The 12,852-nt window shown below is 65.2% G+C and carries 11 protein-coding genes; 6 read left to right on the forward strand and 5 right to left on the reverse strand.

The genetic code is table 11. The features are described 5' to 3' along the window. Window positions 1-20: 20 nt before the first annotated feature. The 4 genes from leuC to P6U28_RS11320 all read left to right on the forward strand — a co-directional run bounded on the left by leuC (window position 21) and on the right by P6U28_RS11320 (window position 4,526). The gene (gene leuC, locus P6U28_RS11305) at window positions 21-1,445 is read left to right on the forward strand and encodes a 3-isopropylmalate dehydratase large subunit (protein WP_407122226.1); all 1,425 of its coding nucleotides are present in this window, start codon (window positions 21-23) and stop codon (window positions 1,443-1,445) included. Beyond that, entirely contained in the window at window positions 1,442-2,050 is a 609-nt protein-coding gene (gene leuD, locus P6U28_RS11310; RefSeq protein ID WP_407122227.1) for a 3-isopropylmalate dehydratase small subunit, read from the forward strand. The genes leuC and leuD overlap by 4 nt, the downstream gene beginning before the upstream one ends. 68 nt (window positions 2,051-2,118) lie before the next feature. Next, a complete protein-coding gene (locus P6U28_RS11315; protein ID WP_122406710.1) occupies window positions 2,119-3,438 on the forward strand; it encodes a 2-hydroxycarboxylate transporter family protein in 1,320 nt (439 codons plus the stop codon). Between the two features lie 197 nt (window positions 3,439-3,635). Beyond that, entirely contained in the window at window positions 3,636-4,526 is an 891-nt protein-coding gene (locus P6U28_RS11320) for an alpha/beta fold hydrolase (RefSeq protein ID WP_407122228.1), read from the forward strand. A 26-nt stretch (window positions 4,527-4,552) separates the two neighbouring features. Here the strand turns inward: P6U28_RS11320 and P6U28_RS11325 are convergent, their stop codons facing one another. From P6U28_RS11325 to P6U28_RS11335, 3 genes are all read right to left on the reverse strand, one after another. Further along, window positions 4,553-6,415, reverse strand: a complete 1,863-nt coding sequence (locus P6U28_RS11325; RefSeq protein WP_407122230.1) for an ABC-F family ATP-binding cassette domain-containing protein — start codon at window positions 6,413-6,415, stop codon at window positions 4,553-4,555. A gap of 46 nt (window positions 6,416-6,461) precedes the next feature. Then, window positions 6,462-6,722, reverse strand: coding sequence for a hypothetical protein (locus P6U28_RS11330; RefSeq protein ID WP_129142925.1), 261 nt, complete (start codon window positions 6,720-6,722; stop codon window positions 6,462-6,464). A 126-nt stretch (window positions 6,723-6,848) separates the two neighbouring features. Next, window positions 6,849-7,103 carry a sulfur globule protein precursor gene (locus P6U28_RS11335; RefSeq protein ID WP_122403553.1) on the reverse strand — a complete coding sequence of 85 codons (255 nt, stop codon included), beginning with the start codon at window positions 7,101-7,103 and terminating at the stop codon, window positions 6,849-6,851. 314 nt (window positions 7,104-7,417) lie between these two features. Between P6U28_RS11335 and ndk the strand changes: the two genes are divergently transcribed. Continuing rightward, window positions 7,418-7,840: a nucleoside-diphosphate kinase gene (gene ndk, locus P6U28_RS11340; RefSeq protein WP_035715388.1), complete on the forward strand. Its 423-nt coding sequence runs from the start codon at window positions 7,418-7,420 to the stop codon at window positions 7,838-7,840. A 44-nt stretch (window positions 7,841-7,884) separates the two neighbouring features. Continuing rightward, a complete protein-coding gene (locus P6U28_RS11345) occupies window positions 7,885-8,745 on the forward strand; it encodes a TerC family protein (RefSeq protein ID WP_122403552.1) in 861 nt (286 codons plus the stop codon). Between the two features lie 248 nt (window positions 8,746-8,993). Here the strand turns inward: P6U28_RS11345 and ppx are convergent, their stop codons facing one another. Further along, the gene (ppx, locus tag P6U28_RS11350; RefSeq protein WP_122403551.1) at window positions 8,994-10,496 is read right to left on the reverse strand and encodes an exopolyphosphatase; all 1,503 of its coding nucleotides are present in this window, start codon (window positions 10,494-10,496) and stop codon (window positions 8,994-8,996) included. A 15-nt stretch (window positions 10,497-10,511) separates the two neighbouring features. Then, entirely contained in the window at window positions 10,512-12,704 is a 2,193-nt protein-coding gene (locus tag P6U28_RS11355) for an RNA degradosome polyphosphate kinase (RefSeq protein ID WP_162500305.1), read from the reverse strand. Between the last annotated feature and the right edge of the window lie 148 nt (window positions 12,705-12,852).

A 12,852-nucleotide genomic window follows, 5' to 3' on the forward strand; every position in this document is an offset into this window, starting at 1 on the left:
TTCTCTGGGAGGAAAGCGCGATGGCCGGGCGCACGCTGTACGACAAGTTGGTCGACGCCCATCTGGTCCGCAATCTCGACGATAGCGGTCTCGTGTTGCTCTATGTCGACCGTACCGTGCTCAACGAATACACCAGCCCGCAAGCCTTCGCCGGGCTGCGCGCGGCCGGGCGCAAGGTCTGGAATCCGAAGGCCGCGCTGATGGTCGTCGACCACGTCAACCCGACCGCGGCTCAGCGCACCCGCGCGATGCCGGACCGAGGCGCGGCGCGGCAGGTCGACTATTTCGCGGAAAATGCCAGGGATTTCGGCATCGAATATTTCGACATTCTCGATCCGCGGCAGGGCATCGAACATGTCGTCGCTCCCGAGCAGGGGCTCGTCATGCCTGGCATGGTGATCGCCGCCGGCGACAGTCACACCACCGCCTATGGCGCGTTCGGTGCCCTCGGCTACGGCATCGGGACATCCGACATCGAGCATTATCTCGCGACCTCGACGGTGCGCTATCGCCGCCTCAAGACGATGCGCATCCACCTGACCGGGGCGGCGCCGCTCGGCGTCACGTCCAAGGACATCGTGATGGAGGTGATCCGGCGGATCGGCGCCGATGGAGCGACCGGATACGCCGTGGAGTTCAGCGGTCCCGTCGTCTCCAACATGAGCGTCGAGGGCCGGATCGTGATGTCTGTCATGATCGTCGAGGCGGGTGCGCGCGGCGTCGTGATCGCACCTGATCAAAAGGTGCTGGATTATCTGAAGGGACGTCCGCGGTCGCCGAAGGGCGAGATGTGGGAGCGGGCGGCCAGGAGCTGGCTGACCTTGGCTTCGGATTCCGACGCTCGGTTCGATCGCGAGGTCACGCTCGACGTTTCCGAAGTCGCGCCGCTCGTGACCTGGGGCACCAGTCCCGACCAGGCGATCGCCGTCACCGAGATCATTCCAGATCCTGGACAGCAGGCCGCGCCCGAGCGCCAGGCGGCGGCAAGCCGCGCCTTGAACTATATGGGCCTCACGCCCGGATTGCCCATTCAATCGGTGCCGATCGACTTCGCGTTCATCGGATCCTGCACGAATTCGCGCATCGAGGATCTGCGCGATGCGGCCGAGATCTTTCGCGGCCGCCGCGTTGCCGAGGGCGTGCGGGCGATCGTGGTGCCGGGTTCGACCCAGGTCCGGGCGCAGGCCGAGTCGGAAGGTCTCGCCAAGGTCTTTACCGATGCCGGCGTTGAATGGCGGCAGTCCGGCTGCTCGATGTGTCTTGCGATGAATGACGATGTGCTGAAGCCGGGTGAGCGCTGCGCGTCCTCCACGAACCGCAATTTCGAAGGCCGCCAGGGTCCGGGCGCGCGCACGCACCTGATGAGCCCGGCGATGGTGGCCGCGGCAGCCGTCACCGGACGCATCACGGATGTGCGTTCTCTGTTGAGAGGAGCACGCCAATGATTCCGTTTGGACAGGTCACGGGCGTGGCTGCGCCCATGATGGCGCCGAATACCGACACGGACGTCATCATGCCCAAAATGTTCCTCAAGGGCGTGGACCGCAGCGGGCTCGGCGAGGGCGCCTTCAATCTGCTGCGCTTCAGCGGCGGCAAACCCGATCCGGATTTCATCCTGAACCAGGACGGCTATCGCGATTCCTGCTTTCTCGTGGTCGGCCCCAACTTCGGTTGCGGGTCTAGCCGCGAGCACGCGGTCTGGGGGCTTCAGCAGCTCGGCATTCGCGCACTGATCGGCACCAGCTTCGCCGGCATCTTCAACGACAATTGCGCCAACAACGGTCTGTTGACGATCTCGCTCGAGGCCGGCGTGCTGGCGGAGCTCGCTCAGGCCGTCACCGACAGCTCGCGCAATGACGTCACGATCGACCTTGCCGCGCAGACGATCCGCTTCGATTGCGGTCGCCGCTCGATCGGATTCGACATCGAGCCGGACAGGAAAGAAGCCTTTCTGACCGGCCGCGATTTCATCGCCTCCACGCTGGTCTTCGCCGACGACATACGTGCCTTCGAGGCGCGGCATCGGGCGGAGAACCCCTGGATCGTCTGAACTGCACGAACCTGGCGCGGCTCGAATCCGCTCGCCACGAGAAACCATAAACAGCGGAGGGACCCTTGGTGGACACGACATATCGCGCGGCCGAGGCGCCGCAGACCGCAGTTGCGACGAAGCTCGCCCGTCTCAAGATCGGCCCGTTGCCGGTCGGCATCTACGGTGCGGCGGCTCTCGTCTGCGTCACCGCGGTCTATTCCGGCAAGCTGCCGAACGACGTGATCGGTGGCCTTTCGGTCCTGATGCTGCTCGGCTTCCTGCTGGGCAAGCTCGGCCAAACCATTCCGGTGCTGAACCGGATCGGCGGCACGGCGATCCTCTGCCTGTTCGTGCCGTCGGCCCTGGTGAGCTATGGCCTCGTGCCGGATGCGGCCTTGAAGGCGATCACGACCACGTTCCGAACCGCCAACTTCCAGTATTTCTTCATCGCCTGCCTCGTCGCAGGCTCGATCCTCGGCATGCCCTATCGGGTCCTGGTTCAGGGCTTCATTCGCATGTTCGTTCCGCTCCTGGTCGGCACGATCGCGGCCGTCGCCGCGGGCATTGCCGTCGGGCTTCTGTTCGGCCACAGCCCGAAGGAAACGTTCTTCTTTGTCATCATTCCCATCGTCGGCGGCGGTCTTGCAGAAGGTGTCCTGCCGCTGTCCATCGCCTATTCCGAGATGTTGCACCGGTCGCAAGCCGAGCTTGTGGCGCAAATGGTGCCGGCGGCGCTGCTCGGCAACGTCGTCGCGATCGTGAGCGCGGGCCTGCTGGCCCGTCTTGGTGAGATGCGGGCCGACCTCAACGGCAGAGGGATGCTGGTCAAGACCGGAGACGACGACATTCTCGGCGAAGCGCGGCCGGACCGACCGATCGATCTCGGACTGCTCGGTGCCGGCATGGTGCTGTCGTGCGGCTTGTTCGTGCTCGGCATGATCCTGGCGCCGCTCACCGGCATCCCCGGACCGATCATGATGATCATCGCCGCGGTGGCATTGAAGCTGACCAGGTTGCTACCGGCCGAGATGGAGCTCGGCGCCTATCAGATCAACAAGTTCATGTCGACGAACCTTACTTTCGCGATCCTGGTGGCGATGGGGACCCTGCTGGTCTCGTGGCAGCAGCTCGTTGCCTCCTTCAATCCAGGCTACATCATGATCTGCACGACCACGGTGCTGGCGATGATCGTGTCGGGATTTTTCGTCGGCAAGTGGCTGAACATGTATCCGGTCGAGGCGGCGATCGTGACCGCCTGCCACTCGGGCCTCGGCGGCACCGGCGACGTCGCCATTCTCGGCGCCGCGGATCGCATGGGCCTGATGGCGTTCGCCCAGATCGCCACCCGCGTCGGCGGCGCGATCATGATCGTGATCGCGACGCTCTTGATGAAGTCGCTGTCCTGATACGGACCGCCGCCTTTCGCGCAGGACGAATGTTGCAGGGGAGAATTGCAATGCTCGAATTCGAACAGGCTGAATCGTGCTCCGATCGATCGGAGACAGGGTTGACGCGGCGCCATTTGATGTCGATCGCGTTGACAACAGGTGCCCTCGGTTCGGCCATTTTGGCGCCGGACACCTTCGCTCAGGAGAATAATGCCGTGACGACCAACGCGCTGCAAAAGCTGCTGCCAGGGTTTCAACAGAAGCGTCTCAAGACCAGCGGCGCCGAGATCAATGCGCTCGTGAAAGGCGAGGGGCCGCCACTGCTGCTGCTGCACGGGCACCCGCAGACCTTGGCGTGCTGGCACAAGATCGCCCCCAAGCTCGCGGAGCGCTTTACCGTGGTGCTGACGGATCTGCGCGGCTACGGCGACTCGAGCAAGCCCGACGGCGGCACCGACCATATCGCATATTCCAAGCGGGAAATGGCGCGGGATCAGGTCGAAGTGATGCGCGCGCTCGGCTTTGACCGCTTCCAGGCTGTCGGCCATGATCGCGGCGGACGCGTTCTGCATCGTCTGTTGCTTGATCATCCGGACGCCGTCTCCAGGGCGGTCATGCTCGACATCGCGCCGACCGCGACGATGTACGCCAAGGTGAACAAGGAGTTCGCCACGCGCTATATGTGGTGGTTCTTTCTCATTCAGCCGGCGCCGCTTCCGGAAACCTTGATCGGCAACAATCTCGAATTCTATCTTCAGACCCATATCAACAAGCAAAACAAGACGCCGGGCGCCATCGACCCGGTTGCGCTCGAAGAGTACCGTCGGTGCTACACCCGCGAGACGCTGCATGCCGTGTGCGAAGATTATCGCGCCGCTGCCGGGATCGACCTGATCCACGATGAGGCGGATTCCGACAAGAGAATCGGTTGCCCGCTGCTTGTGCTGTGGGGCGCAAAGGGAGTCGTGGGGTCGAGTTACGACGTGCTCGACACATGGCGCGCCAAGGCGAAGGACGTGCGCGGCGGAAGCCTGCCCTGCGGCCATTATCTGCCGGAAGAAGCGCCGGAGCTGCTCCTCGAGCAGCTCAATGGGTTCTTCACCTGATTAGCGGAACACCTACCCCGAACCGGTCAGCCCGCCGCCTCATCGAATTGTGCGCTCGCCTCGAGCCATTGCTCCTCGGCGCGCGCGAGCGCGTCGGCGGCATTGGCGCGGGCCTTCGACAGTTGCGCGGCCTGCTTGGGGTCGCGCGTAAAAATGTCGGGCAGGGCGAGCGCCGTGTCGATCTTGGCGATGATCTCGCTGACGCGGGCGATCTCGGCTTCGGCTTCAGCGATGCGCTTCCTCAGCGAGCCGCGATTGTCCGGCTTCGGGCGCTGCGGCTTCTCGCTCGGCGCACTGCGCTCGCGCGGGGCGGGCTCGGCATTGCGCGCTGACAGAACGAGACGGCGGTACTCGTCGAGATCGCCGTCGTAATTGGTCACGGTGCGATCGGCGACGATCCAGAGCCGCTCGGCGCAGGCCTCGATCAGATAGCGGTCGTGCGAGACCATGATCACCGCGCCGGGAAACTCGTTGATCGCCTCCGCAAGCGCGCCGCGGCTGTCGATGTCGAGATGGTTGGTCGGCTCGTCCAGGATGATCATGTTGGGGCCGAAGAAAGTCGCAAGTCCCAGCAGCAGCCGCGCCTTCTCGCCGCCCGACAATTTGCCGGCCTTGGTATCGGCGGCCTTGCCGGAGAAGCCGATCGCGCCGGCGCGTGCGCGCACTTTCGCTTCGGGCGCATCGCCCATCAGCTTGCGGACGTGGTCGAAGGCAGAGGCGTCCTCGTTGAGCTCGTCGAGCTGGTGCTGCGCGAAATAGGCGATCGACAGCTTGTCCGCGCGGGTCACCTTGCCCGAAAACGGCGCGAGACGTCCCGCGAGCAGTTTGACCAGCGTCGATTTGCCGTTGCCGTTGGCGCCCAGCAACGCGATGCGGTCATCGTCGTCGATGCGCAAGGTGACGCGATTGAGCACGGGGCTGGCCGGATCGTAGCCGACCGACACGTTGTCGGCCGCGATGATCGGCGGCGACAGGATCTTCTCCGGCGCGGGAAAGCTGATCTCGCGCACATCCTCGGTGACCAGCGCCGTGATCGGCTTCAACCGCTCCAGCATCTTCACCCGAGACTGCGCCTGGCGCGCCTTGGAAGCCTTGGCCTTGAAGCGATCGACGAAAGCCTGCAGGCGGGCGCGCTCGGCCTCCTGGCGTTTGACGGCTTTGGCATCGAGCAGCTCGCGCGCGGCGCGCTGCTCCTCGAACGAGGAGTAGGTGCCCTTGTAGAGTGTGAGCTTGCCACGCTCCAGATGCAGGATCTGGTCGACCGAGCTTTCCAGGAGGTCGCGGTCGTGGCTGATCACGATCACGGTGCGCGGATAGTGCGCGAGGTGATCCTCCAGCCACAGCGTGCCTTCGAGGTCGAGATAGTTGGTGGGCTCGTCGAGCAGCAGAAGATCAGGGGCTGCGAACAGCGTCGCAGCGAGCGCGACGCGCATGCGCCAGCCGCCGGAGAACTCGGCGCAGGGACGCAGCTGATCGGCGGCGGAGAAGCCGAGGCCGGAGAGGATCGCGGCGGCACGGCTCGGCGCCGAATGCGCGTCGATGTCGACGAGCCGGGTCTGGATCTCCGCGATCCGGTGCGGATCGGTCGCGTGCTCGGCTTCGGCGAGCAGCGCGTCGCGCTCGAGGTCGGCCTTGAGCACGACGGAGATCAGGCTTTCGGGTCCGTTCGGGGCTTCCTGCGCCAGGCTGCCGATGCGCCAGCGCGGCGGCAGGGTCACCGAGCCGTGCTCGGCCGCGAGCTCGCCGCGGATCACCTTGAACAGCGTCGACTTGCCGGTCCCGTTGCGTCCGACCAGGCCGACGCGTGATCCCGGCGTGATCTGCACGGAACTCTGGTCGATCAAAAGGCGTCCGGCGAGGCGGATGGAGAGGTCGGTGATCGCAAGCATGCGGCCTTGTCACCGCAAGGCGCGTCGAACGCAACCCGCTTTTTCGTCAATGCGGCTCGCGTTCGCGCCGCTGCAGCTCGTTCAGGAGCTGCTCAAGATTTGTCGGGAGACGAGGTTCGGGCCGGAGGCTCTGCTGGAGCCGCTCGCCCACGGCATCGCAGATCGAGCGGCTGGTGCGCCGGTCGATCTGTACGTTGTCATCGGCAGAAGGCCCAGCCATCGCAAGGTTCCGTGCTTTCAAAGGAAGGACACGGTACCAAGTCATTGCCGGCGAAATGGTTTCGCTGACCGCGCGGATATGGTGCATTCTCGTGAAAATTGTGCGAAGGGCGTCTTATCGACTCAAGGCAAAGCCCCGGCGAGGGGAACGCCGGGGCTTCTCTTGGAAGGTACCTGGGGGGCCTTAGGTACCCTCATGAAGGTGCTGACGGGCTCAGTAGCAGCGGTTGATCAGCCGCCAGCGGGGTCCCCAGGGGGTCGGGACCAGCCGGCGCACATAGCAGCCGCCATAACCGTAGGAGACGGGGGCGCCGAGATAGAAACGCGGTCCACCCCAGCCGTAGCCATGGTGCCAGCCGCCGCCATGCCAGCCCCAACCGCCGTGCCAGTGAGCGGATGCAGAGGTTGGCGCCAGCGCGGCACCCAGCGCGACCGCGGCGACCGCGGCAAGCGAAAGTTTCCTCAACATGGTGATCTCCTAGATACTGCCGGCGCGGGGTGATCCGCGTCGATGAGAAGGCCGCCGAAACGGTCCGCCTGATGATCAGGCTTCGGTTTCGATGGGCCTCAACTTACGCCGGCGAAGCTGAACCGAACCCTGACGGCGGTTTCAGATTGGGTTCATCTGGGTGAAATTGTTGTCATCCAAGCTGGAATCGGGGCGCCCATCCCTGCGGCGAAGCGCCTGTGAGGCCGTTTCGCCGGTCGCTTGCCGTCCGGCAAAGGCGCCGATATAAGCCCCGCAACTCGACAACCACCGCTTTCTTCCCGAAGGACAAGATTATGGCCATCGAACGCACTTTCTCGATCATCAAGCCCGACGCGACCGAGCGTAACCTGACCGGTGCGGTCAACGCCGTGATCGAGAAGGCGGGCCTGCGCATCGTCGCGCAGAAGCGCATCCGCATGACCAAGGAGCAGGCCGAGACCTTCTATGCCGTCCACAAGGCGCGCCCGTTCTTCGGCGAGCTCGTGGACTTCATGACCTCCGGTCCGGTCGTGGTCCAGGTGCTGGAAGGCGAGGGCGCGATCGCCAAGTACCGCGAGGTGATGGGTGCGACCGATCCGGCCAAGGCCGCCGAGGGCACCGTGCGCAAGCTCTACGCCAAGTCGATCGGCGAGAATTCGGTGCACGGCTCGGATGCGCCGGAGACCGCCGCGATCGAGATCGCGCAGTTCTTCTCGGGCAACGAGATCGTCGGCTGATCGATCAGCTGACAAGTTAAGGCGACGGAGCGAAAGGACGTATTGTGAGCTGGCTCTGGCAGATCTTCGATCCCGCTACGATCGGGGCATTCTTCACCCAGTTTCGCAACGAGATGGCCGCACCGACCTTCTGGATCGCGGTCGGTAAGATCATCTGGATCAACATCCTGCTCTCCGGCGACAACGCGCTGGTGATCGCGCTCGCCTGCCGCGGCCTCAATCCGCGGCACCGGCTCTGGGGCATGATCTTCGGTGCCGGCGCAGCCGTGATGCTGCGCATCATCTTCACCGGCATCGTCGCGAGCCTGATGGAGCTGCCGTACCTCAAGCTCGTCGGCGGCCTCGCGCTGATCGTGATCGCGGCCAAGCTGCTGGTGCCGGAAAACGAGGAGGGCGACGACGTCGAGTCCGCCTCGCATCTGTGGCAGGCCGTGCAGATCGTCGTGGTCGCCGATATCGTCATGAGTCTCGACAACGTCATCGCGGTCGCCGCTGCGGCCAATGGCAGCGTGCCGCTCTTGATCCTCGGCCTCGCCATCAGCGTGCCGCTAATCGTCGCCGGCGCGGCGCTGATCATGGCGCTGCTCGCAAAGCTGCCGGTGCTGGTCTGGGCCGGCGCGGCGCTGCTCGGCTGGATCGCGGGAGAGGTGATCGCGACCGACCCGGGGGTCGCGCCGAGGCTGCACACGTTGTTCGACGGCCCGCTCGGTGCCTCGCTGGACAGCATGCTCGGCGCGCTGCACATCCCGCCGCAGTTCGGCCATGGCGGCGGAGGCGGCGAATATCTCTGCGCCGCGCTCGGCGTTGTGGTCGTGCTGGTGGCCGGCTCGATCTGGCGCCGGCGCAGCCTGATCCAGGCAGAGCTGGACTCCTCCGAAGGCCACGCCAAGGCCTCGGCGGAGTGATCTCGACGGCAGCCGGTGCCGCACCGGTTGCGAATCTGGGATGCCGCGCGGGGTTAGTCAGGCCGTCGCAGCGCTTCGCGGTCTCCCCAAATTGGATCTTATCTCCTTCTAAACTCCTGAAAATAAAGGCGGTTTCATTGACTCGCTGACTGTTCCCGCGGCACGTCCGCCGCCGAGCGTGGACCATGATTTCGTGATGACGGTGCGAGGCGCCGCCGCCTATCCGCGACGGATTCGCACTTTGGACTTCAGCGCCGCACGATCGAGCCGGCACGGCCAATCAGGCGGGCGAGCTGCTTGAAGCGGCTGCCGACGCGGTCGGCGACGAGGTCGACGAGCCGGTGCTCGAACACCAGCATCAATTTGCGTCCCTGAGTGCGGAAATGCGTGGCGGGGAGGACGCCCGGACGCGCCGCCGAGATCAGATGCGCGACACGGAATGCCGCGCCCAGCAGGCGGGCGCGTTCGAGCTGGGCCGGCGTCAGCAGCTCCTGCATGGTGGCCGGCGGCTGGTTTTCCTCGCTGAGACCCGCATAGCGGTAGAACACGGACAGGCCGACGAAGGCGCGCTCAGTGTGGGTGATCGCACCGAAATTGCCGTTGACGACGAGGCTCAGCGTCTGCTCGCCGCGATGGTCGGGATGCACGCGCCAGCCGATGTCGGAGAGCAGACACGCGGTGTGGCGGAGGCGACGGTCCTCCTCGGTCTCGCGCAACTTCACGACGCGCACCAGGCGGTCGGTCCAGGCGATCAGCTCGCGGGCGTGTTTCGCCGAGCGTGACAGCAACTGGTTCAGCTCCTCGGCCGCGCAGATCAGCCCGTCCTTGTTGCGTTCGGTCTCCGGCAGCTTCTCGTGCAACAGGCCCTCGCGCACGCCGAAGGTGGAGAACACGATCCTGCTGGGTTTGGCGACGCGGATGATGTGCTCGAGCACCAGCGCCGCATAGGTGAGAAGCGGGCGCCGCGCATCGGCGACGATCTCGATGTCGGCAAGCATGTTGGCGGCAGCGAGGCGCCGGAGACGGCGCGAGAAGTCGAGCGCTTCGGCGGCCGAAATCGAGTAGCCGTGCATCACCTGGAGCGGATAGCCGCTCTGGATGATGTGGATGCGCGCGAGCGCGCGCCAAGTGCCGCCGACGGCATAAAAGGTGCGGCCGCGGCCCGCGGTGAGTTGCGGCACCTCGTCGAGCTCCTCGCGCACGATGCGATCGGCGCGCTTGAGCGATTTGTGCGCGAGGTCCTGGAGTGCGAGACCGCCGAGCGGCAGCGTCACACCGCTGCGCACGGCGTTCTTGCGCACGTCGATCAGCTCGAGCGAGCCGCCGCCGAGGTCGCCGACGATGCCGTCGGGAAGGTGAATGCCGGAGATCACGCCGAGCGCCGACAGCCGCGCCTCGCGCGGGCCCGACAGGATCTCGATCTTCACCGCGCAGATGCGCTCGGCCTTGGCGATGAAGTCGGGCCCGTTGGAGGCATCGCGGCAGGCCGCGGTCGCAATCGCGAACACGCGCCCGACCTGCATCACGCGGCACAATGCGCGAAAGCGCTTGAGCGAGGTCAGCGCCTTGTCGACGGCGTCGGGCGCGAGCAGACCCGTGCTCTGCACCTCGCGCCCGAGGCCGCAGAGCGTCTTCTCGTTGAAGATCGGGATGAGGCTCCGCGACAGTCCCTCGTAGACGACGAGACGGACCGAGTTGGATCCGATGTCGATCACCGCGACGCTGGAGCCGCGCTTGCGCGGCCGCTTCACGTCGCAAATCCCCGATCAGGATTGATGGCGTTCGTTCCGGCGCGTGAGACGACGCGGCGAGGATTCCTTGAGCGACTTTCCACGGCCAGACAGACTCGGATTAGTCATGAAGTAGTTGTGGACGTTGAAAGGCTCCTCGCCCTTCGCGGCCTTCATACGCGTTGAAGACCCATCCGGCAACAACTGCCAGCTCTGCTCGTTGTCCTTCAGGTTCGCGACCATGATCTGTTCGAGAACCTGCTGATGCACCGTGGGATTTTGCAGCGGACACAGCACCTCGACGCGGCGGTCGAGGTTGCGCGGCATCATGTCGGCGGACGAGATATACACAGCCGCTTTCGCGCCCGGCAGGCCCTGACCCATGCCGAAGCAGTAGATTCGGCCATGTTCCAGGAAACGTCCGATGATCGACTTGACGCGGATGTTCTCCGACAGGCCGGGGATGCCGGGCCTGAGGCAGCAGATGCCGCGCACCACGAGCTCGACCTGGACGCCGGCCTGGGAGGCCTCGTAGAGCGCGTCGATGATGTCGGGGTCGACCAGCGCGTTCATCTTCATCCAGACCGCGCCGGGCCGGCCGTGCCGCGCATGCGCGGTCTCGCCTTGAATGTGCTCGATGATGCGTTTGCGCAAGGTCAGTGGCGACACCGCCATCTTTTCCAGATCGCTCGGCGCGGCATAGCCGGTGATGAAATTGAACACGCGCGCGGCATCACGGCCGATGGTCGGATCGGAGGTGAAATAGGAGAGGTCGGTGTAGATGCGCGCGGTGACCGGGTGATAGTTGCCGGTGCCGGTATGGACGTAAGTCGTCAGGCTGCCGCCCTCGCGGCGCACCACCATCGAGAGTTTGGCGTGCGTCTTCAATTCGAGGAAGCCGTAGACGACCTGTACGCCGGCGCGTTCGAGGTCGCGCGCCCAGCGGATGTTGGCCTCCTCGTCGAAGCGCGCCTTGAGCTCGATCAGCGCGGTGACGGACTTGCCGGCCTCGGCGGCCTCCGCCAGCGCGCGCACGATCGGCGAGTTGTTGGAGGTGCGGTAGAGCGTCTGCTTGATCGCGACGACGTCGGGGTCGCGCGCGGCCTGCTGCAGGAACTGCACGACGACGTCGAAGGACTCATAGGGATGGTGGACGATCAGGTCCTTCTGCCGGATCGCGGCAAAGATGTCGCCGCCATGCTCGCGCACGCGCTCGGGATGGCGCGGCACGTAGGGGGTGAATTCGAGGTCGGGCCGGTCGAGGCGGGTGAGCTGCGACAGCTCGTTCATGGCCTGCACGCCGTCGACCAGGAAGACCTCGTCGTCGGCGGCCGACAGCGCATGCTGCACGAAGCTGCGCAACTCCTCCGGCATCTTGGCGTCGATCTCGAGCCGGATCACCGATCCGCGGCGGCGGCGCTTGAGCGCGGTCTCGAACAGGCGGACGAGGTCTTCGGCCTCTTCCTCGATTTCGAGCTCGGAGTCGCGGATGATCCGGAAGGCGCCCTGGCCGTGCAGATTGTAGCCGGGGAACAGGCGGTTGATGAACAGGGCGGTCGCCTGTTCCAGCGAGATCAGCCGGACGGTCTTGCCGTCGGCTGGCAGGCGGATGAAGCGGTCGATCTTGCCCGGCATGCGGATCAGCGCGTTCATCTGCTTGCCGTCGGCGGCGCGCGTGAGCTGCAGCGCAATGGTGAAGCCGAGGCTCGGAATGAACGGGAAGGGGTGGGCGGGGTCGATCGCGAGCGGCGTCAGCAGCGGGAACACGTTGTTGAGGAAGTAGTCCTCGATCCAGGTCCGTTCCGCCCTGGTGACGTCCTTGCCCTCGACCAGCACGATGCCGACATCGGCCAGCGTGCCGCGCAGATCGCGCCAGATCGCCTGCTGGTCGGAAGCGAGCTGGATCACGGTGCGGTTGATCAGCGCGAGCTGCTCCGACGGCGTCAGGCCGTCTGGACTGCGCTCGGCAATCCCCTCGCGCACCTGGGCCTTGATGCCGGCGACGCGGACCATGAAGAACTCGTCGAGGTTATTCGCCGAAATCGACAGGAATCGCACCCGCTCCAGCACAGGGTGGCTGGGATTGACCGATTCCTCGAGGACGCGGCGGTTGAAATGCAGCCAGGACAGCTCGCGGTTGATGAACCGTTCGGGGCTGGATGCGATCGCCGGCAGGGCCTCAGTTTCCGGGGCTTTCTCTTTGGTTTCAACAGCTTGCGCAGAGTCCATCAAAAGTCGGTCCATCCAGTTCAGCCCAATTGCGACTTACGCGCAAAATCGGCGGGAGCATGTGTTAGAGCGATGACGTTTCGATGACATTGATGTTCCGCCGCTCCGCCGCGTCAAGGCGGGTTTCAGGCCGCTCTGGAAGACCGCG

This window comes from Bradyrhizobium sp. STM 3561 (assembly GCF_045571455.1).
In the GTDB taxonomy this organism is placed as follows: Bacteria; Pseudomonadota; Alphaproteobacteria; order Rhizobiales; family Xanthobacteraceae; genus Bradyrhizobium; species Bradyrhizobium vignae.

What these genes read in the sequence shown, in the direction of transcription:
- leuD (WP_407122227.1), top strand. Translation starts at nt 1,442, where the DNA reads ATGATTCCGTTTGGACAGGTCACGGGCGTGGCTGCGCCCATGATGGCG.
- P6U28_RS11335 (WP_122403553.1), bottom strand. Translation starts at nt 7,103, where the DNA reads ATGTTGAGGAAACTTTCGCTTGCCGCGGTCGCCGCGGTCGCGCTGGGT.
- leuC (WP_407122226.1), top strand. Translation starts at nt 21, where the DNA reads ATGGCCGGGCGCACGCTGTACGACAAGTTGGTCGACGCCCATCTGGTC.
- P6U28_RS11330 (WP_129142925.1), bottom strand. Translation starts at nt 6,722, where the DNA reads ATGCACCATATCCGCGCGGTCAGCGAAACCATTTCGCCGGCAATGACT.
- P6U28_RS11325 (WP_407122230.1), bottom strand. Translation starts at nt 6,415, where the DNA reads ATGCTTGCGATCACCGACCTCTCCATCCGCCTCGCCGGACGCCTTTTG.
- ndk (WP_035715388.1), top strand. Translation starts at nt 7,418, where the DNA reads ATGGCCATCGAACGCACTTTCTCGATCATCAAGCCCGACGCGACCGAG.
- P6U28_RS11355 (WP_162500305.1), bottom strand. Translation starts at nt 12,704, where the DNA reads ATGGACTCTGCGCAAGCTGTTGAAACCAAAGAGAAAGCCCCGGAAACT.